The following is a 19,355-nucleotide window of genomic DNA, read 5'->3' on the forward strand; positions in this document are numbered from 1 at the left end:
ACCTGTTTATACACCACTTACTTAACTACTTAACATAAAACCACGAATAGAATTAACTAGTGAGCTTGATGCAAATTCGCCTATGATGGCTTCTTCGCTTTGTGCATCCTGCATCAACATCTTGATAATCTTAAATTTTAACTGCTCTTCATCATAGGCGACTGGCACGTAGCCGAGTGCCTCCATTTTGCGGGCGCTGTCAATTTGATGATTATCACGATGTTCGCCGAGTTCAGCTTTACGAGGAATTACAATGATTGGTTTACCTTTAGTAAGCGCGGAAACAATGGATCCCATACCGGCGTGACTAATAATCAGGCGTGCTCCGTTGATAATACGGCTATATTCCAGTGGATGCAGGAAACCCACCAGTTTGATGTTTTTGGTTTCAAAGTCTACACCAGAAGCCTGAACAATAACTTCTTCACCATTTAAATCGGCAGCTAATTCGTCCATGACTTTTACAAGTCTGTTAAAGGGAGCCTGTGTACCTGTTGTTACAAAAATCATAATAAAATATTACCAGCGTAAATAACTTTAGGTCCGGAAAGGTCCGGCCATTGTGTATATAAACGATCGACAAATTTGAGTGCGATTCTCCCACTAAGGGAAAGTTTCTCCGCACTTGCAATGGTGTCGACCCATATTGTTTTCATGCCTAGTAGCTTTGCTGCAAAAAGAGCCATAAGCCCTGGTGCTGCACCTGTTGAGATCACACAATTCGGATTTTCCCGCCGTACAATTTTATAGACCAGGAAAAAAATCTGTATCAGCTTATACTTGTTCCAACGGTTTGCATCCGGAACGCAGTAAAACTTTGATCCTTCGACTGTTGCAGCTAAATTCGAGTCAGTAGACACGTATACTACATCCATGCCAGAAAACGCTGGGAGTAAACGCAAAAGCTCTACCCAGTGACCACCTTTTGAAGCTACAGCAAGTACTTTCATTTTAAATCTCCTGTATATGTGAAATTATTTTTCCATCGTTGTGAGATAAAAGCTTTAATAACTGCTTGTTCCTGGCTGTTTACTAAAGGCTTTGTCGTTAATGTTGCTTTAAGACCATAATAGAAGTACAGAATTCCTGGATAAACACCTCGCTCTTTAATTAATTTGAGGGTCTTAAAGAAATACATATAAAATGGATACCCCATATTACGGTATTCTGTTGCTTCACGCTTTAATCCTTTCTTGAATCCGCCTTCTGCCATTCTAGTTTGTGTAGGATATAAGTGCAGTATTTCTTGTTCAAAAAACTTCTCCGTTATATAACCATTTCCGCGAGCAAGGATGTTATCGATCCCGTCCCAACCCTTGAATGGCTTCAGCCCTCCCATTGCTTCAAGTGTGGCACGTCTATAGAACTTGGTCTGCCCCTGTGTGTGCCACCGGTAGGGTGATTCGTATATTTTTTTACCCGTATCTGAAAGCGTATAGATCACGCCACTTGCAATGCCCAGCTTTGGAAATTCATCAAACTTGCGGACAATGAATTCTAAGTAATCGTCCCGGTCGATGACCAAATCTGCATCCATTTTACCTACCAAGTCCCAGTCAAGCTTCAGTTGCTCCGCCAAGACAAGCCCGGCATTGAAAACGTCAACAACATTGTTCCCGGTGGCACGTTGTGCGGATGCACCCTCGCGTCGATGGTAGTGTATAAAGGGATACTTCGCCTGGTACTCCTGCACCATCCTTGGAGATTCATCATCAGAACCATCATCAACAAGTAGCCATTTAACTGGATGCATAGTCTGTTTGACAATGGAATCCATAGTCTTTAAAATTGAATTTGCTTCATTTTTAAATGGCGTAATAATTAAAAGCTGCATATTAATTAACTGTTTTTGAACCAGGATTTAAGTTTTCTTTTTGCACCAGGCATGTCATGACCATAGCTACCGTAGTTGTACCCATAACCGTAGCCATATGCATTTCCATTGCCGGTTTTTATATCATTTACCAGTATACCCAGTTGTTTCATGCGATTGTTCGTATTCAGATCCTCGACAATTTCTAGCTGTGATTTCTCTGTGTATGCATGTCTTACTACGTATAAGCAGAAATCCGCGTAATCGCCAAGCAATTGTGCATCGGTTACCACGCCTACTGGCGGCGCATCTACGATGATATAATCGAACATTGTCCGAAGCTGTTCGATCAGAATGCCTGCTCTTTCACTAAGCAGCATTTCTGCAGGATTTGTTGGGACTTCACCAGAACTAATCATAAACATGTTTTCATGCACGCTTAAAGGACGAATGATCTCCTTCACTCCAACATTTATATCATTTACATAGTTTGTAAATCCAAACTGATTGTCAATTCCAAATTTTGTAGATAAACTTGGCTTTCTTAGATCCAACTCCATTAGCAACACCTTCTTACCAGATAGTGCAAGCACATTTCCAAGGTTAATTGATGCAAAGGACTTACCCTCTCCTGAAGTTCCAGAGGTAACTAGAATGAGGTTGCCCTGAGGCTTGCTGAGGTAAAAGCTGAGGTTTGTACGCAAAGCTCGAAACTGCTCGGCGATCGCCGATCTACTCATATTTCCGATAATCAAGTTTTTCACATCGGCACTGTGGCCAATTTCAGCAATGACTGGAACCGAGGTTCGTTTAACAATATCGGATTTAGTTTCGATTTTAGAATTAAGCAGATACTGACCATAAATTGAGCCCGCAGGAATAATAAGGCCCAATAAAATACCAGCAGCATAATAGACCATCTTATTCGGGCTGATTGGAGAGGTGCCGGATTTGGGTGGATCAATATTGGTGGAATTCGGGGTGTTGTAAGTTTTGGATATTGCCGTTTCTTCACCTTTTTGCATTAAGAAAATAAAAAGTTCTTCCTTTATCTTTTGCTGTCTTGCTAGATCAAGGTAATTACGCTCGTTTCTTGGAACATCCTGAACTTGGCCTTCCACATTGCGGAGTTGCGCCATGAGTCTGTTCCTCGTGATATTCAACGAGTTCTTACTGCTATTCAAGCTGGCCAACATATCACTGTTCGTGCTGGCGATCTGTTGGTTCAGGTTCACAATGATGGGGTTAGTCTCGGTCACACTCATCAGGCGTCTATCACGCTCCAGTATTAGTGCATTGTGCTTTTCTACGAGATTTTGGAACAATGGATCAGAAACCACCAATGAGCTTGGAACAATACTGGAACCTTTCACGTTTTTACGCATGTAATCTTCAAGACTTGCCAATACACTCAACTGCGTTTCCACCTTCGCTAAGTCATTCAAATATTGGGAACTGTTGCTAATCAACTCACTGGATTGTTGGGACATTTCCGTGATTTTGTTTTTCTGACGGAAGCCCTGGATATTAGACTCTAAACTGCCCAACTCTCCCCCGAGATAGCGCAATCTGGCTTGAATAAAAGCATAGGCACTGTCAGCAAGACGATTCCTGTCGTTTACATTTGTTTCAACATAGTTTTTCAATAATCGGTTTAATATATCTTCACCTTTCTTGGGTACTGGATGGTTGAGGGTCATGTTAATGACAGATGCTGTAGTAGATCCCGGAACAACCAGATACCCGCCCTGAAGAGACTCTACTGCTTTATCTACTGAAGTTACACCAATCAGGTAAGAGGCGTTAACAGAAGGTTTAGTCTCGCCTTTTAGAAATTGAACTGTTCCTACACCGTTAAGCTTAAATGGTTTGCTGAAAGCAACTGTGGTATCCAGTGCATCGGATTTAATGTTGATTTTACCACCCGCACTGAAAGAAACTTCAAGTTGTCTGGATTTGATAGTATCAATGGGTTCAACGATATCGAACACAAAGGGTGCAGCATAGAGTTCGCTGTTACGAAGTTGCCCTCTTTCAAAATAAGTAACATTTAATTTGAGATCTCTGACAACGGTCTCCATCAAGTAACGGGTTTGCAATATTTCAGCTTCATTTGACAATGTAGCACTCGCCATTGAACCGAGTTCACCTAGCAGCTGGGATTCCGCAGTTGTTCCACCACGCTTTGGATCGTTTATCTGTACTTTAGCAGTAATCAAATACATCGGTGTCTGTGTTTGGGCGACGTAATAAGCAATACCAAAACAAACCAGCATAGAAATTAGGAACCAATACCATTTGGACCAAAACTTACGTAGAAGATTTTCCAACCTGAAGTCATCCTCGAACTCCGTCATGACCTGGGTATTTTTTATTGAACTCATATTTAAGTTAAGTGTATTATTTGTTATATAAATCCCCCGTATTGAGGGTGCTTACGGTGAATATTAATCTAATCTTGTGTAAATAAGAACTAGCGTAGACAGTGCACTAAGCACCAATGCTGCAATAGTTCTCGTTGAATTATTTAAGGTTGTTATCTTAGCCTTGTTTGGCTCTACGTAGACTACGTCGTTTTGTTTCAGAAAATAATACGGGCTTTTGAAGATGTCAGTATTGTTCAAATTTAGTCTTGCAAATTCCTTTTTTCCATTCACATCACGTATTACCATTATGTTATCTCTTCTTCCAAAGATCGTTAAGTCTCCAGCTAAGCTCAAGACATCCAGAATGGACACTTTTTCATTTGGAACACTATAAACTGTCGGGCGGTTGACCTCACCCAAAACAGAAACCTTAAAATTTGCAAAGCGTACAGTAACGTTCGGATTTTTAAGGTCACGGCTGGCTTTATCTCGAATGAGCTCCTTGGCCTGAAAGGTAGTTAGACCTGCAACCTTTACCTTACCAATGAGAGAAAGTTCAATTTCACCATTTTTATCTACTAAGTAGCCGCTAACCTGCTCTCTTCCGTTGTTTGCCCCCGACGAAGAAGTAACCGAAATGGTCGTACCTGCCTGATTTACAACCGCAGCACTAGTAGGGTCAATCGTATTTATACTTACCGCAAGAATATCATCCGGTTGTATTACAGGCTCGGTGAAAGTTGCAACCTGTTCTAAGACAGAGCGATTAGCGCTTGAAACATTCTCAAGATAGGTGACGTTTTTACGACTAATACAGGAGGAGATAAAAAACAAAGTACTGATACATAATGTTTTTACGATTAATTTCCGCTTTAAGTGAAATGCCATATTTAATGTGTTTTTTAAGAAAATTCTAAAAACTTAGACTTATAGTTAATTATGTAAGCCGTTTAGCTCGACATGCGCCTTATAACAAGAATTAATCCAAAGATAATCCATTAAACCCTGTTTTTACTGCCAAATAGAGCGAAGGAATGCTTATGGGAAATGGAACGTGAATATTATGAGAAAATCTGTATAAACTAAACTGTCCTATTTAATCTATTTTTGCTGAGCACATAAAAACAGGCATATAGCACGCGACAATGGTTCTATTTTTATGCGACATACCACGCTTGAGGGCGTATTTAGTACTTATTCTGGCGATTTTTATTAATGATTTTCAAAACACCCATGATTTCAATCATTATTCCTTGTTATAACAGTGAAACTTTCGTGTCTCGGGCACTAGATAGCGTTTTAAGACAAACCTATACCGACTGGGAAATTATCTTGGTGAACAACAACTCGACAGACGGGACACAGGTGGTGCTTGAAAATTTTCAAGCAAAATACCCTGATAGGGTTCGTATTTTTCAAGAAAGCAAAAAGGGTGCTCCTGCAGCCAGGAACAAAGGGCTTCAGGAATCCAGAGGTGAATGGATACAATTCCTGGATGCAGATGACGAAATTTTGCCGGAGAAACTTGCCGGACAACTTAAACTCGCAGAGAAGGAAGACGCCAGCATTGTGACGAGCCCTTATACGCGCATTGGAACATTTGGCCGAAAACATTTTATAATTCCTCGTGAGCTTTATATAAATGATGTTTGGTCTGCGTTAATACTCTCCAATATGGGTATTACTAGTTCCAACTTGTTCAAGAGGTCATTACTACTAAAGGTACAGGGTTGGGATGAAAATTTAGTTGCCTCTCAAGAATATGATATGATGTTCAGAATGCTCCAACTCAATCCAAAAGTCTCCTTCGACGACCGAAATCTTACTATCATTCATTTTGGTTCTGTAGAATCTGTATCAAGGACCAATGACAGAAGTAAAGGTCGGAAAATCCTGAATTCTCGAATTGACCTACGTTTTAGAATAAAACAATACTTGTCTGAGCATGATCTGTTAACTAAGACGCGGTCCAATCACATAAATAAGTTCATTTACGAAACCTTATTACATAACTATCGAAAAAGCCCTGAGGATGTCACAGAAATTCTAAATAACTTGAATTTAAAGGTTCCAATAATAAAGCGGCTGGACGGTTACTTTTTTATGCGCAAAATGGATTTAAAAAGACTTCTTAACCGATTCAATTTAATTCCTCAGCAGTAGATGATTAAATTAAAAACTAGTCTTTAGCCAAACAGCTGTTTATTCTTAAAGTCATAATTGCCCACAAGCTGGTACAACTTGCCGCTTTTCACCATCTGATCAAGCACCTTGAGATGGCGTTCGTGGTGAAGATCAGTGGCCGCAACATCATAGATATGATTGGATAGCAGGTATTCTGCAGCCTGCTTTACACCCTTTCCATAGTAGCCTGATAAGGAGAGCAGGTTAAGCTGGAACAACACGCCCATATCTTTCAGACGGTTAAAGCGGGGATAGTTGTTGTGGTAAAAAGTATAACGCTCTGGATGTGCAAGAATCACGTAATAACCCTGTAACTGGAGATCGAAGATCACCTGTTCAATGTTTGGGTTTTCAGAAAGGTATGACATCTCAATCAGGATATACTTTCCAGGAAAAGCCATCAGATCAGGCCCCACAACAAAGGTTTCATCAACCATATGCTCGGCAGCAGCAGAGATGTCGACAGTTAAGCCATCCACAGCAAGACCTGCTTTCAGGTTATCTAAGGCGCCGGTAATTGTGGCTCGGGTATTTGGATATAGTTCGGTAAAGATATGAGGTGTACAGATAAACTTGTAAAAACCCAGTTCCTGAAGTCCTTTGATCAGTTTTATCGAAGTGGCCACATCTGGGGATCCGTCATCTATACCAGGCAGCAGGTGAGCGTGAATGTCTACACCAAGCCATTCAATATGATCTACAACCGGTTTTCTTTTAAAAAAGGAGAACATTTATGTCTTTTAAGCTTTAGGCACTGCAAATCTAATACATTTGACCATATACCTGCAATGGCTGCTGCTAATGGACTAGATTTCAGAGATTTTCTGCAGGAGTTCTTGCCCGTTGTGACTGCCGGGCTCTTGATACACGCCGAACACCGGATCTTTGGCTTGCATATTTCTTGCAAGTATTTTCCGGTAGCGTCCGCTCAGAAAGGAAAGCACTTCATTACCAATCAAAGTAATAATAATCAGGATGGCGAGTATCAGGTTATCTCCCAGTTGCTGAAAACTGCAAGCCATGATGATCAGCAGCAAATTGAATCCGGAAAGAATAGCAGTAGCCTGGATATGATTCAAACGCAGTGATAGTAATCTATGGTGCAGATGATTGTTATCTGCACTGAAAGGTGAAGTGCCTTTCATGATCCGCAGTGTAAATACACGAAGCGTATCGAATACAGGGACAACCAGGATGGCAGCAAGCAGTGAAACCTTGGCGGTGATTGCAAAACCAGCCTGACCAGCATGAAGCACCTGTGTGCTGTTCATGAACTTGATGCTGAACACTGCCGCAAGCAGGCCGATAAACAGCGATCCCGAATCACCCATAAAGATTTTTGCCGGCGTAAAATTATAATAGAGGAAGCCCAGCAATGCTCCGGCTACCGACAGGGCCAGCCAGCTCCAGCCCGGTTCCGCAGTTTCATAAAACAGAAAAGCGAACATAAACATGGCGATGCTGGCCAGTGTTCCGGCCAGACCATCAATGCCATCAATTAAATTAAATGCATTTACGACGCCAACAATGAACAATAGACTTAATACCAGACTCACCGCCTGTGGGATTTCGTAAATACCGAGGATACCCTGCAGGTTATCGATCCGGAAGCCACCGGCAACGATGAGCACCAGCGCACTTAACAGCTGAGCCATAAACTTGACCAATGGCCCAAGCACCAGAATGTCATCCTTCAGCCCAGTCAGGAACAGGATTAAACCCGCAGCGATAATGGTGTTAGCCTCCGGGACCATAGCCGGAGGAATAAATAAAGTACAGGTGAAAAGCACGGCGAAAAAGAGTGCTATGCCTCCGAAATTTGGTATCACGTTCTTGTGAACTTTCCGGCTTTCTACAGGATCATCAAACAAGTGCTTTTTGAAAGCGATGTCAATGATCTGTGGTACTGCAAATACCACAAAAAACAAGCTTGTGAAGAATACCAGAATAGACTGCATCTTATTTATGTTTTCGAACCTGTAAAAACGCAACAATTAAGCCAATTGGCAAGTAATCCAATGAACTTAGATTGTCGTTATCTTAATTTTATGCCTTGTCTATAGAATTGAAGCACAACATATTACATAATAAGCTCCTCCTCTTTAAACACCTCGGCCACCTTTTTCAGTGCAATGCCCACAACGTGGTGCATATCGTAGTATTTATAATCTGCCAAACGTCCACCGAAGATCACATTTGTTTCCGATCGCGATAGTTCTTTGTACTTTTTAAACATCTCTTCGTTGCGTGCATCATTTACGGGATAGTAGGGCTCATCACCTTTCTTCCACTCGGAGGGATATTCGCGTGTAATCACTGTTTTTTCCTGAGTACCGAGCTCAAAGTGCTTGTGTTCAATAATCCTGGTAAAAGGTGTTTCGGCATCCGTATAGTTCACCACAGCATTTCCCTGGTAGTTGTCGGTATCCAGTGTTTCATGTTCGAAACGCAGGCTCCGGTATTCCAATGTACCAAACCGGTAATCGTAGAACTCGTCGATCATACCGGTGTAAACGACAGTCTCCGCGATATCATTCAGGGCTTCTCGGTCTTTGAAGTAATCCACTCCTGTCCGTACTTCAATGCCCTCCAGCATTTTCTCGATAATACTTGTATAACCACCATTCGGAATGCCCTGGTAAGTATCATTGAAGTAGTTGTTATCGAAAGTAAAGCGAACGGGTAACCTCTTGATGATGAATGCAGGCAATTCCGTTGCCTTTCTGCCCCATTGTTTTTCAGTGTAGGATTTAATGAGCTTAAAGTAGATGTCCTTCCCAACCAGCGACATGGCCTGTTCTTCCAGATTCTGCGGGTTTTCAACGTAGGCATCGCCGATCTGTTCCTCGAGTTTGGCTTTCGCTTCCTGAGGGGTTTTCACTTTCCAGAGTTGATAGAAAGTATTCATATTGAATGGCAGGCTGAAGAGCTCACCATTGTAGTTTGCCACGGGCGAGTTGGTGTACCGGTTAAATTCAACGAAGGAATTTACATAATCCCATATTCTTTTGTTGCTGGTATGGAAGATATGAGCGCCATAGGTGTGTACATTGATGCCTTCTACTGATTTGGTATATATATTTCCACCGATATGCTCCCGCTTATCAATTACAAGGCATTTCTTACCACGTTTTGTTGCTTCATGTGCGAATATGGCTCCATAAAGGCCGGAACCAACAATCAAATAGTCGTATTCTTTTTCCATATTTTACTTTTCTAGAAAAAAGAGCTAAAACGACTAAAATGTTTTATTAAAGGCTATTCAAAGTAATTTAGCGTATTAAACCCGCCACTTTTCAGGTGTTCATCCTTCTTCATTAGGGTAAGGTCCGCATGAACCATCTCGCTGACAAGTGCGGGCAGGTCGTATTTTGGCCTCCAGCCTAATTGAGTTTTGGACTTTGTCGGATCGCCTAACAGCAGATCAACCTCGGTGGGCCTGAAGTATTTAGGATCTACCCGTACAACTTCCTGACCCGGATGCAGATTCAGCGGATTAAGTCCAAGCTGCACCACCATATCCTGATCCACATCAATGATCACACCGCGTTCATATTGGTCCTTGCCGCTGAACTCGATTTCAATTCCAAGTTCCGCAAAAGACATTCGTACGAAATCCCGAACAGTAGTCGTAATGCCGGTGGCGATCACAAAATCTTCGGGTTGCTCCTGCTGCAGGATGAGCCACATGGCCTCAATGTAATCCTTTGCATGGCCCCAGTCGCGCTGTGCAGAAAGGTTCCCAAGATATAAGCAACGTTGCAGGCCAAGCGCGATTTTCGCTGTTGCACGCGTGATCTTGCGGGTCACGAAGGTCTCCCCGCGCAGCGGACTTTCATGATTAAACAAGATGCCATTACAGGCGAACATGCCATAAGCCTCCCGGTAATTCACGGTGATCCAGTACGCGTACATCTTCGCTACCGCGTAGGGAGAGCGTGGGTAAAATGGGGTATTTTCACTTTGCGGCACCGCTTGCACCAGGCCATAAAGCTCCGAAGTCGAAGCCTGGTAGATCCGTGTCTTGTGCTCCATACCCAAAATTCGCATGGCTTCCAGCAAACGAAGAGTACCAATACCATCAGCATTGGCGGTATATTCCGGCATTTCAAAACTCACCTGCACATGGCTCATGGCGGCAAGATTGTAAATCTCGTCGGGCTGGGTCTCCTGAATGATCCGGATGAGGTTCGTAGAATCTGTCAGATCACCGAAATGCAGCTTCAGGTTTACATGCTGTTCGTGTTGATCCTGATACAAGTGGTCAATACGATCGGTGTTAAACAAAGAGGACCGTCTTTTAAGGCCATGAACGAAATACCCTTTGTTGAGCAAAAATTCTGCTAGGTATGCGCCATCCTGCCCGCTAATGCCTGTAATTAGTGCCGTTTTCATGTTCATCAGGGTTAACAGGCACAAATAAACCCAAAAATTGTTACTTTGCCTTAATATACATCAAGCAATATATGATCCCGGGAAATCCTGACGAACAGCAATCCAGCCATCATTACCATGATCTTTTCGAGGTCAGCCCACAGCCGAGCTGGGTCTATGATGTTGCGACCCTCAGGTTTCTTGATGTAAATGAAGCCGCTATAGCACATTACGGCTATTCCAGAGCGGAATTTTTAACGATGACGTTGCAGGATGTTCGACCGCCCGAGGATATCGCTGTATTGGATGACGCTATTTCGTTGGTGCGAAGTCATGTTCCGAGAGCTCCTAGAAAAATCTACCGTCATCGTAAGAAGAACGGCGACATCATCGATGTTCAGATTCAAAGTAACGCATATACTTTTAACGGCAGGGAGGCGCGACTTGTGCTGGTGAATGATATTACAGCCATCATCCAATCCAAGCGTGAGATGGAGCGGTCCAAACTGGAGCTACTAAAAAGCGAAGCGCGATGGAAAGCGCTGGTACAGGATGGTTCGGACATGATCGCCGTGGTAGATGATTCGCTGAACTACACTTTTGCAAGTGAAAGCTGCACCTCTATTCTGCATATTGCTACGGAAACCTTCCTGACCAGCAATGCATACGATTTCGTTCATCCGGAGGATAGGCGAAAAGTTCGGGAAAGTACGGTAATGCTGCCACAACTTAAGCGTGTCTCGCTAGACCCCTTCCGCTTCCGTGACGGACATGGCAACTGGCGCTGGATAAAGACTACACTGACTGATCTGAGAGATGATCCGGCAGTTCAGGGCATCGTTGCAAACTCCATGGATGTTACCGCATCCATACGGACAAATGAAGAGCTCAGGCTCAGTAACGAACGTTACAAACTCGTACTTAAAGCTGCCGATGAGGCTATTTGTGACTGGGATATCGTGAATGATGCAGTTGTTTGGGGCAGTGGTTTCTCCGAAATATTTGGTTATGATTTGACAGAATATAACAATAATCTATGGTCAGACAACATCCATCCCGACGACCGTGATCGCGTGCTTCTGGAGGTAAAAGACATGATTAATGACCCTACACGTGATATCTACTATAGCGAGTACCGTTTCTTAAATGCCCGACGGGAAGCCATTCTGGTACAGCATCGTGGTATATTTCTTAGAGATGAGCAGGGCCGTGCCATCCGGTCTGTGGATACCCTGCGTGACATCACTGCCGAGCGGGAACGCTTACACCGCATTGAACAACAAAACAAACAACTCAAGGAAATTGCCTGGGCACAGTCTCATCATGTACGTGCTCCGCTGGCGCGTATCATGGCACTTTCCGAATTACTGAAAGGAGAAGTTTTTAGTCCGAAGCAACAAGAGGTGATCAACTACCTCTCCGCATCCGCATCAGAACTGGACGAGGCCATCAAAGCCATCATTAAAAAAACGGAATAACCTTAACGCCGGCAACCCGCAGCAATAACAGCTAATTATCAGGTATTTACCATTGCACCCATAAAGATTATTCGCAATAATCTGAACAACTGCACTTGTTTAAATGTTCCATTGTAACATTTACCTAAAAAACAAAGGAGGAACTTTATGTTAGCAATGAATTACCGCGGTCCGCGTCGCGTTCGTGCAGACCAAAAACCAATGCCGGAAATCCTTCATCCAAATGATGCCATTGTGCGGGTAACCCGTTCATGTATCTGTGGTTCGGATCTACACCTTTATCATGGACTTGTGCCGGATACCCGAGTGGGAATGACCTTCGGACATGAATTTATTGGTGTTGTGGAGGAAATTGGGCCATCGGTGCAAAAACTGAAAGTGGGCGATAGTGTGATCGTGCCATTTAACATAGCCTGCGGAACCTGTGCATTTTGTAAACAGGAACTTTACGGCAACTGCCATGAGTCCAATCCACAGGCGACAGCTGTAGGGGGCATTTTCGGCTATTCACATACTGCCGGCGGTTACGACGGTGGACAAGCAGAGTTTGTACGTGTACCATATGCAGATGTTGGTCCAACGGTAATCCCTCCAGGCATGGATCATGATGATGCAGTATTACTAACAGACGTGGTTCCTACCGGCTATCAGGCTGCCGAAATGGGCGGCATTAAAGCCGGCGATACGGTTGTTGTATTTGGTGCAGGTCCCGTAGGTATCATGGCTGCGAAATGTGCCTGGCTGTTCGGTGCAGCACGTGTCATTGTCTTTGACCATGTTGAATATCGTTTGCAGTTTGTAAAGGAATACGCCAACTGCGAAGCCTATAACTTCCGTTCCATTGAAGACCCTGTGCTATTCGTTAAGAAAACTACAGACTGGCTTGGCGCGGATGTCTGCATTGATGCGGTAGGTGCTGATGCATCTGGGAATGCGCTGCAAACCATTACCGGAAAGAAATTGCTGCTGCAGGCGGGCTCCGCCACAGCACTGCATTGGGCCATCAATGCTGTTAAAAAAGGTGGTATTGTATCTATTGTTGGGGTTTACGGTCCTACAGACAACCTGGTACCGATCGGCAACGTGGTGAACAAAGGTATCACCATCCGCGCAAACCAGGCATCCGTTAAAAGATTATTACCAAGACTTATCGACCACATACAAGCTGGACGCCTTGATCCTAAAGCGATGATCACACACCGGGTGCCGCTCGAAGAGGTTGCGGACGCTTATCACATCTTTTCTTCAAAACTGGATAATTGTATTAAAACAGTTCTTATTCCACCATCTGCAAGGAGATAAACAAAACGATTATGGAAAATTTAAGTAATGATTATACACACATCAAAGGTTGGGGCATAGATGCGGATCCCGAAAATGAACCCACCTATCCGATGAAAAAATATACGGGTGACGATCACAAACGCAGCAACTGGGAGCGCCCGCCATTGCAGCCCGTGAATATTGAGGTCCTGCACTCCAACGAACGGCCAAATATCACAGCTGTTTTCGGTACTTCCACACCACCATCAGGTTTGAGTGGCGCCATTCGCCGGTATGCTTTTCAATTCAGTGAAAATGAGTACATGCATTGGCTGCCATTACTACTAGCCGACCGCGTAAATGTGGTTGAAGGAATTGTGGATGACCTTAAACGCGGTCATATCCCAAATATTTTTGCCGAAAAAGGCATGAAAGCAGAACTGAAGCACAATCCAAAAGGTTTGGCGAAGAAAGTACTGGTAACCCTGGCGGTAACATCGATCGCCTATGCCCTATTAAAAGGCAAGAGCAAAAAACACTAGAACACTGTGCTCCAATAAAATACAGCTTTCTTGTGTGCTTCATGGAGTTTAGGAGCATTTTGCAAAAAAATATGATCCTATAAAAAACGCCGCTGTGTTTACACAACGGCGTTTTTTATAGGATCATCGGCTTAGACTCCCTTCTTATCTTTTGTTCGCAGCAGGATGATCGATCGGCCGCCAACAGTAATCACCGATGAAGCACCGTAGACTTCTTCTGATTCTTTCCAGCCTGCAGCAGTGTTCAGGATCTGGATCCATTGATCTGCGTACTCGGGTCCTGGAAGATGGAAGTCCAGGTTATCGTGATAAGCATTGAAAATCACGTAAAAACTATAGTCAATCACTTTTTCGCCCTTGAGACCTACACTGTGCAGGCCCATACCATTCAGGAATACGCCTAAGGATTTCGCAAAATCCTCATTCCAATTATGTTCTTCCATCAGGCCACCTTCTGGAAGAAACCAGGCAATGTCACTAACGCCTGAACCTTTAATGGGCTGTCCCTGAAACCACCTGCGCCTACGGAACGATGGATGGCTTTTGGTAATCTCTATCAGCTTTCTGGTATAGTTCAACAGTTCCGAATCAGCATTGTCCCAATCGATCCATGAAATTTCATTATCCTGGCAATAGGCGTTGTTATTCCCATGTTGGGTCTTGCCGAGCTCATCTCCAGCAACCAACATCGGTACGCCCTGTGACAAAAACAAGGTAGCAAGGAAGTTTCTTTTCTGCTTATTCCGCAGCTCTATAACCTCTTGGTCATCTGTTGGCCCTTCAACACCACAGTTCCAGGAACGGTTATGGTCTTCTCCATCCTGGTTGTTCTCACCATTTGCCTCATTATGTTTTTCATTGTAGGAGACCAGGTCATGCAGCGTAAAACCATCGTGGGCGGTAAGGAAGTTGATGCTGGCTGTGGGGCGCCGGTTATCATCCTGGTAAAGATCCGGGCTACCGGTAAAGCGCTGCGCAAATTCTCCCAGCATGCTGTCCGCTCCGCGCCAGTAATCCCTGATACAGTCTCGGTACTTACCGTTCCATTCTGCCCACCCCGGAGGAAAGTTACCAACCTGATAGCCCCCTTCGCCGATGTCCCAGGGCTCTGCAATAAGTTTCACCTGTGAGATCACCGGATCCTGATGGATAATATCAAAAAATGCACTTAGACGGTCTACTTCATGCAACTCTCGCGCCAGGGTAGGTGCCAGGTCGAAACGGAAGCCATCCACATGCATATCGAGCACCCAGTAGCGTAAGCTATCCATCATCAGCTTCAACACCGCAGGCAAGTTCGCATTCAAGGTATTGCCGGTCCCGGTATAATCCATGTAATAGCGTTTATTATCTTCAACCAGGCGGTAATAGGTTGCATTATCGATGCCTTTGAAGGATAGGGTCGGCCCCATTTCGTTTCCTTCTGCCGTATGGTTATATACCACATCAAGGATCACCTCAATACCAGCCTTATGCAACGCTTTCACCATATCTTTGAACTCCTGCACATGAGCGCCACGGTATGGATTGGATCCATAACGCACATCTGGTGCAAAAAAACCAATGGTATTATAGCCCCAGAAATTGCTTAAGCCTTTTTCTTGTAGGTGATGATCGTTTACAAACTGGTGCACAGGCATCAATTCCACCGCCGTAATTCCAAGATCTTTCAGGTACTTAATGGTAACCGGGTGCCCCAGTGCCGCATAAGATCCACGAATTTCTTCCGGGATGTCCGGATGCCGCATCGTAAAGCCTTTCACATGCAGTTCATAAATGATCGAATTGTGGTAGCTCGTTCTCGGTAGCTTATCGCCTTCCCAATCATAGGTCGGATCAATCACCACAGCCTTTGGAATATAGGCAGCACCATTCTCCTCACTAAAACTAAGATCCGCATTTTCGGCATTGAAGTCGTATCCAAAAAGCGAATGGTGCCAGTTGATGACGCCAGAGATTGCCTTGGCATAAGGATCTATAAGCAGTTTGTTTGGGTTAAAACGGTGGCCATTCTCCGGTTCATAAGGCCCATGTACACGGAAGCCATAAAGCTGCCCAGGTTTGATATCCGGCACGTAACCGTGCCAAACCTGGTGGGAATGTTCCGGCAGAAACATCCGGTATGATTCCTCAGCATCGTCCTCATGATCAAATAAACATATTTCAACCGCTGTGGCATTTTCAGAAAACAGCGCAAAATTAACCCCTTCGCCATCCCAGGTTGCGCCTAATGGATAGGGCTGACCTGGATATATGATTCCTTTTCCCATTATATTGATATTCTACCCCCTGTAACTGGAATTGTTGCACCCGAAATATAACTTGCCTCATCTGCCGCAAGGAAAACATAGGCATAAGCCACTTCCACCGGCTGCCCGGGTCTTCCCATTGGGGTGTTCTCGCCAAATTTTTCCGGTTCCGGCATGGTCGAAGGAATAAGCGGTGTCCATATAGGTCCTGGTGCCACAGCATTTACACGGATGCCTTTACCAGCTTCCAGTAGCATTTGACTCAGGTTAGCGGTAAAGTTCTGGATAGCGCCTTTTGTCGCCGCATAGTCCAGCAATGAGGCATTTGGATTGTAGGCATTGATTGACGTTGTATTGATGATGTTGCTGCCCGGCTTCATGTATGGCTCGGCCGCTTTGCACAGGTAAAACATCGCTGTAATATTGGTATCAAAGGTCCGGCGCCATTGTTCTGAAGGAATGTTCTGCAATGATTGCTGTGCCATCTGATAGGCGGCATTGTTAACCAGGATATCAATTTGTCCAAATTCCTGTATCGCATGCTTCACAATACTCATGCAGTGTGCCTCCTCGCGTATGTCGCCTCTTACCAGAACAGCCTTCTGTCCTGCCGCACGCACCAGTTCAGCAGTATGCTCTGCATCCTCATCTTCAGATTCATCGAGATAGCTGATCAATACATCTGCTCCCTCCCGTGCAAAGGCGATGGCTACGGCCTTACCGATCCCGGAGTCACCTCCAGTGATTATGGCCTTTTTGCCCTTCAGCCGGCCGCTCCCTTTGTAGGATTCCTCGCCGTGGTCCGCCAGGGGCTGCATCAGCTTTTCCTGCCCGGGTACAGATTGCTCCTGTTTGGGGAAGGGTGGTTTCGGGTATTTGTCGCTAGGATTTACGTTTATGTTGTAGTTTTCCATGGGTATGATTTAGGTTGATACTTAGGTCCATTTTTAACAAAGCAGCATTTGCAATGTTTGAAAGATTATTTAAAACTTACTGATTTCTATCCTGTTAATCTGCTAAACCTTGAACTATGGAAAACAGTAATAAAACCGCACTGATCACAGGTGCTACAAAAGGTATTGGCTATGAACTGGCCAAACTTTTCGCGAAAGACAACTACAACATCATCATGGTGGCACGTACACCAGAGCGCCATGGCAGCATTGAAGAAGAATTTGCCATGTTATATCCACAAGGGACCTTCCACTATTTAGAAAAAGACCTCAGCCGCGACGGCGCAGCAGATGAGCTCTATGAAGAAGTAAAGGCATTGGGGCTACAGATCAACGTCCTGGTGAATAATGCAGGCATTGGTGAGGCTGGTCCTTTCATTGAAACAGATCTGAAAAAGAACCTGGAAGTGGTCCATACCAATGTCGTGAGTCTGGTTAGTCTTACACATTATTTCCTTAAAGAGATGGTGGCACGCAATGAAGGCAGGATTCTGCAGCTGGGTTCCGTGGCAAGTTTTAGTCCTAACCCTTTGATGTCGGTTTACGCGGCTTCGAAGGCCTTTGTTCGCTCCTTTACCGAAGCACTCATCAATGAAATAAAAGATACAAATGTAACCATGACCCTGCTCGCACCGGATGCGACGGATACCGGGTTCTTTATCAACGCCAATGCAGAAGATACGGTCGCTAACCAGGGTAAAAAAGACAGCCCTGCTGATGTGGCAAAGGCCGGATACGAAGCGCTAATGAAGGGTGAGCATCGATTGATCTATGGCCTGTCTGCAAAAGCAATGGTGACCATGGGTAATGTAATGACCGACGAGGCGCAAGCTGCGATGGCCAGAAAGCAGTTTGAAGAAAAATAGTTTAACAACAACACAGCTAAGACCGGAACCACTAGTAAAAAGCCGCTTAACACATCGGTCAAGCGGCTTTTTAGTTGAACAATTAATTAACTGGTGTTTTTGTTTAAGGCTTTAAAATCACCTTTATACAATCGTCCTCTTTTTCATCGAATATCTTATACGCATGTGCGACCTCACTCAAAGGCAGGTTATGACTGATGATGTCATCAAGCACTACTTTCTCTTCTTTCACCAGCTCGATCAGGTGATCAATGTAGTTCAGCACAGGTGCCTGTCCCTGCTTGATGGTGATGCCTTTATCAAACATCCGGTGAACCGGGAAAGCATCGTAGGGGCTTCCATACACACCCACAATGGAGACCGTTCCACTTCTGCGAACAGCTTTAAAGCATGCTTCCATGACTTTAATACTGCCTTTCTGGAAGTTTATGGTCGATTTTAGTTTATCCAGTACATTACGTTCCGGCTCAAAGCCTACTGCGTCAACACAAACATCCGCACCGCGGCCACCGGTCATTTCGCGAATAGCCTCTATAACATCTACTTTGTGCGGGTTTAGCGTGTCAACCTTGTTCACAGCTTTGGCACGTTCCAGGCGATAGTCCAACGGATCTATTGCAATTACACGGCTTGCCCCATTGATCCAGGCAGCCTTCTGCGCCATCAGTCCAACAGGCCCTGAACCAAAGATGGCCACCACTTCACCGCCTTTAAGCTGTGCCCAGTCAATCGCAGACCAGCCGGTCGGGAAGATATCCGTCAGGAACAAAGCCTGTTCATCCGTGAGGTTATCAGGGATCTTGCGTGGGCTGATATCTGCATAAGGAACACGAACATATTCGGCCTGTCCGCCGGAGTAACCCCCATAAAGGTCCGTGTAGCCGAACAAGGCGGCACCTTTCTGGTCTGCCATATCGCCATTTGGTCCATAATGTTTGTAGTTGGAGTTTTCGCAATGCGGAGATGCGCCATGACTACAGAAAAAACAGGATCCGCAGGCGATCGGAAAGGGAACGATCACCCGGTCGCCTTTCTTTAGATTTTTAACTGCGGGCCCCACTTCTTCCACCACGCCCATGAATTCATGACCCATGATCATGTCGGTAGGTTGTGGCACGGCGCCGCTGAGGATATGCAGATCTGAGCCACAGATTGCGGTTGAGGTGACCCGGAGGATGACATCGCCACCTTCTTCTATACGGGGATCGGGAACGGTATCATAACTGATATCGCCAGGTTTGTGAAATACTGCTGCTTTCATAGTGTA

Annotated in this window: 17 protein-coding genes; 5 read left to right on the forward strand and 12 right to left on the reverse strand. The window is 44.6% G+C overall.

Annotation, left to right across the window (positions count from 1 at the left end):
• Positions 1 to 21: 21 nt before the first annotated feature.
• From AC5WJX_RS06960 to AC5WJX_RS06980, 5 genes are all read right to left on the reverse strand, one after another.
• Positions 22 to 510 carry a glycosyltransferase gene (locus tag AC5WJX_RS06960; RefSeq protein WP_494483937.1) on the reverse strand — a complete coding sequence of 163 codons (489 nt, stop codon included), beginning with the start codon at positions 508 to 510 and terminating at the stop codon, positions 22 to 24.
• Entirely contained in the window at positions 507 to 950 is a 444-nt protein-coding gene (locus tag AC5WJX_RS06965) for an oligosaccharide biosynthesis protein Alg14 (RefSeq protein WP_494483938.1), read from the reverse strand. The genes AC5WJX_RS06960 and AC5WJX_RS06965 overlap by 4 nt, the downstream gene beginning before the upstream one ends.
• Positions 947 to 1,834 carry a glycosyltransferase family 2 protein gene (locus tag AC5WJX_RS06970; protein WP_494483939.1) on the reverse strand — a complete coding sequence of 296 codons (888 nt, stop codon included), beginning with the start codon at positions 1,832 to 1,834 and terminating at the stop codon, positions 947 to 949. The genes AC5WJX_RS06965 and AC5WJX_RS06970 overlap by 4 nt, the downstream gene beginning before the upstream one ends.
• 5 nt (positions 1,835 to 1,839) lie before the next feature.
• Entirely contained in the window at positions 1,840 to 4,197 is a 2,358-nt protein-coding gene (locus AC5WJX_RS06975) for a GumC family protein (protein ID WP_494483940.1), read from the reverse strand.
• Between the two features lie 63 nt (positions 4,198 to 4,260).
• Positions 4,261 to 5,067, reverse strand: a complete 807-nt coding sequence (locus AC5WJX_RS06980; protein WP_494483941.1) for a polysaccharide biosynthesis/export family protein — start codon at positions 5,065 to 5,067, stop codon at positions 4,261 to 4,263.
• A gap of 345 nt (positions 5,068 to 5,412) precedes the next feature.
• Here AC5WJX_RS06980 and AC5WJX_RS06985 point away from each other — a divergent pair, with 345 nt between their 5' ends.
• Positions 5,413 to 6,342 carry a glycosyltransferase family 2 protein gene (locus AC5WJX_RS06985; RefSeq protein ID WP_494483942.1) on the forward strand — a complete coding sequence of 310 codons (930 nt, stop codon included), beginning with the start codon at positions 5,413 to 5,415 and terminating at the stop codon, positions 6,340 to 6,342.
• Positions 6,343 to 6,365: 23 nt separating this feature from the next.
• Here the strand turns inward: AC5WJX_RS06985 and AC5WJX_RS06990 are convergent, their stop codons facing one another.
• The 4 genes from AC5WJX_RS06990 to gmd all read right to left on the reverse strand — a co-directional run bounded on the left by AC5WJX_RS06990 (position 6,366) and on the right by gmd (position 10,758).
• Positions 6,366 to 7,094 carry a tyrosine-protein phosphatase gene (locus tag AC5WJX_RS06990; RefSeq protein ID WP_494483943.1) on the reverse strand — a complete coding sequence of 243 codons (729 nt, stop codon included), beginning with the start codon at positions 7,092 to 7,094 and terminating at the stop codon, positions 6,366 to 6,368.
• Positions 7,095 to 7,169: 75 nt separating this feature from the next.
• Positions 7,170 to 8,321: an MraY family glycosyltransferase gene (locus AC5WJX_RS06995; RefSeq protein WP_494483944.1), complete on the reverse strand. Its 1,152-nt coding sequence runs from the start codon at positions 8,319 to 8,321 to the stop codon at positions 7,170 to 7,172.
• Between the two features lie 122 nt (positions 8,322 to 8,443).
• The gene (gene glf / locus AC5WJX_RS07000; RefSeq protein WP_494483945.1) at positions 8,444 to 9,568 is read right to left on the reverse strand and encodes a UDP-galactopyranose mutase; all 1,125 of its coding nucleotides are present in this window, start codon (positions 9,566 to 9,568) and stop codon (positions 8,444 to 8,446) included.
• Between the two features lie 53 nt (positions 9,569 to 9,621).
• Positions 9,622 to 10,758, reverse strand: a complete 1,137-nt coding sequence (gene gmd / locus AC5WJX_RS07005; RefSeq protein WP_494483946.1) for a GDP-mannose 4,6-dehydratase — start codon at positions 10,756 to 10,758, stop codon at positions 9,622 to 9,624.
• Between the two features lie 71 nt (positions 10,759 to 10,829).
• Here gmd and AC5WJX_RS07010 point away from each other — a divergent pair, with 71 nt between their 5' ends.
• The 3 genes from AC5WJX_RS07010 (at position 10,830) to AC5WJX_RS07020 (ending at position 14,020) form a co-directional block, all read left to right on the forward strand.
• Positions 10,830 to 12,215 carry a PAS domain S-box protein gene (locus AC5WJX_RS07010; RefSeq protein WP_494483947.1) on the forward strand — a complete coding sequence of 462 codons (1,386 nt, stop codon included), beginning with the start codon at positions 10,830 to 10,832 and terminating at the stop codon, positions 12,213 to 12,215.
• Positions 12,216 to 12,362: 147 nt separating this feature from the next.
• Positions 12,363 to 13,517 (forward strand): zinc-dependent alcohol dehydrogenase, encoded by a 1,155-nt coding sequence (locus AC5WJX_RS07015; RefSeq protein ID WP_494483948.1) that lies wholly within the window; start codon positions 12,363 to 12,365, stop codon positions 13,515 to 13,517.
• Between the two features lie 11 nt (positions 13,518 to 13,528).
• The gene (locus AC5WJX_RS07020; RefSeq protein ID WP_494483949.1) at positions 13,529 to 14,020 is read left to right on the forward strand and encodes a hypothetical protein; all 492 of its coding nucleotides are present in this window, start codon (positions 13,529 to 13,531) and stop codon (positions 14,018 to 14,020) included.
• A 131-nt stretch (positions 14,021 to 14,151) separates the two neighbouring features.
• Here the strand turns inward: AC5WJX_RS07020 and glgX are convergent, their stop codons facing one another.
• Together glgX and AC5WJX_RS07030 are read right to left on the reverse strand one after the other, a co-directional pair.
• Positions 14,152 to 16,290, reverse strand: a complete 2,139-nt coding sequence (glgX, locus tag AC5WJX_RS07025; protein ID WP_494483950.1) for a glycogen debranching protein GlgX — start codon at positions 16,288 to 16,290, stop codon at positions 14,152 to 14,154.
• Positions 16,290 to 17,183 carry an SDR family oxidoreductase gene (locus AC5WJX_RS07030; RefSeq protein ID WP_494483951.1) on the reverse strand — a complete coding sequence of 298 codons (894 nt, stop codon included), beginning with the start codon at positions 17,181 to 17,183 and terminating at the stop codon, positions 16,290 to 16,292. Before AC5WJX_RS07030 ends, glgX begins: the two co-directional genes overlap by 1 nt.
• A 116-nt stretch (positions 17,184 to 17,299) precedes the next feature.
• Here AC5WJX_RS07030 and AC5WJX_RS07035 point away from each other — a divergent pair, with 116 nt between their 5' ends.
• Positions 17,300 to 18,088, forward strand: a complete 789-nt coding sequence (locus tag AC5WJX_RS07035; protein ID WP_494483952.1) for an SDR family NAD(P)-dependent oxidoreductase — start codon at positions 17,300 to 17,302, stop codon at positions 18,086 to 18,088.
• Positions 18,089 to 18,191: 103 nt separating this feature from the next.
• Here the strand turns inward: AC5WJX_RS07035 and AC5WJX_RS07040 are convergent, their stop codons facing one another.
• Positions 18,192 to 19,349, reverse strand: a complete 1,158-nt coding sequence (locus tag AC5WJX_RS07040) for a zinc-dependent alcohol dehydrogenase (protein ID WP_494483953.1) — start codon at positions 19,347 to 19,349, stop codon at positions 18,192 to 18,194.
• Between the last annotated feature and the right edge of the window lie 6 nt (positions 19,350 to 19,355).

Source organism: Pedobacter sp. NEAU-ZC8 (assembly GCF_059278965.1).

What these genes read in the sequence shown, in the direction of transcription:
- AC5WJX_RS07035 (WP_494483952.1), top strand. Translation starts at nt 17,300, where the DNA reads ATGGAAAACAGTAATAAAACCGCACTGATCACAGGTGCTACAAAAGGT.
- AC5WJX_RS06990 (WP_494483943.1), bottom strand. Translation starts at nt 7,094, where the DNA reads ATGTTCTCCTTTTTTAAAAGAAAACCGGTTGTAGATCATATTGAATGG.
- AC5WJX_RS07010 (WP_494483947.1), top strand. Translation starts at nt 10,830, where the DNA reads ATGATCCCGGGAAATCCTGACGAACAGCAATCCAGCCATCATTACCAT.
- AC5WJX_RS06960 (WP_494483937.1), bottom strand. Translation starts at nt 510, where the DNA reads ATGATTTTTGTAACAACAGGTACACAGGCTCCCTTTAACAGACTTGTA.
- AC5WJX_RS07020 (WP_494483949.1), top strand. Translation starts at nt 13,529, where the DNA reads ATGGAAAATTTAAGTAATGATTATACACACATCAAAGGTTGGGGCATA.
- AC5WJX_RS07040 (WP_494483953.1), bottom strand. Translation starts at nt 19,349, where the DNA reads ATGAAAGCAGCAGTATTTCACAAACCTGGCGATATCAGTTATGATACC.
- AC5WJX_RS06980 (WP_494483941.1), bottom strand. Translation starts at nt 5,067, where the DNA reads ATGGCATTTCACTTAAAGCGGAAATTAATCGTAAAAACATTATGTATC.
- glf (WP_494483945.1), bottom strand. Translation starts at nt 9,568, where the DNA reads ATGGAAAAAGAATACGACTATTTGATTGTTGGTTCCGGCCTTTATGGA.
- AC5WJX_RS06985 (WP_494483942.1), top strand. Translation starts at nt 5,413, where the DNA reads ATGATTTCAATCATTATTCCTTGTTATAACAGTGAAACTTTCGTGTCT.
- gmd (WP_494483946.1), bottom strand. Translation starts at nt 10,758, where the DNA reads ATGAAAACGGCACTAATTACAGGCATTAGCGGGCAGGATGGCGCATAC.
- glgX (WP_494483950.1), bottom strand. Translation starts at nt 16,290, where the DNA reads ATGGGAAAAGGAATCATATATCCAGGTCAGCCCTATCCATTAGGCGCA.
- AC5WJX_RS06975 (WP_494483940.1), bottom strand. Translation starts at nt 4,197, where the DNA reads ATGAGTTCAATAAAAAATACCCAGGTCATGACGGAGTTCGAGGATGAC.
- AC5WJX_RS07015 (WP_494483948.1), top strand. Translation starts at nt 12,363, where the DNA reads ATGTTAGCAATGAATTACCGCGGTCCGCGTCGCGTTCGTGCAGACCAA.
- AC5WJX_RS06995 (WP_494483944.1), bottom strand. Translation starts at nt 8,321, where the DNA reads ATGCAGTCTATTCTGGTATTCTTCACAAGCTTGTTTTTTGTGGTATTT.
- AC5WJX_RS06970 (WP_494483939.1), bottom strand. Translation starts at nt 1,834, where the DNA reads ATGCAGCTTTTAATTATTACGCCATTTAAAAATGAAGCAAATTCAATT.
- AC5WJX_RS07030 (WP_494483951.1), bottom strand. Translation starts at nt 17,183, where the DNA reads ATGGAAAACTACAACATAAACGTAAATCCTAGCGACAAATACCCGAAA.
- AC5WJX_RS06965 (WP_494483938.1), bottom strand. Translation starts at nt 950, where the DNA reads ATGAAAGTACTTGCTGTAGCTTCAAAAGGTGGTCACTGGGTAGAGCTT.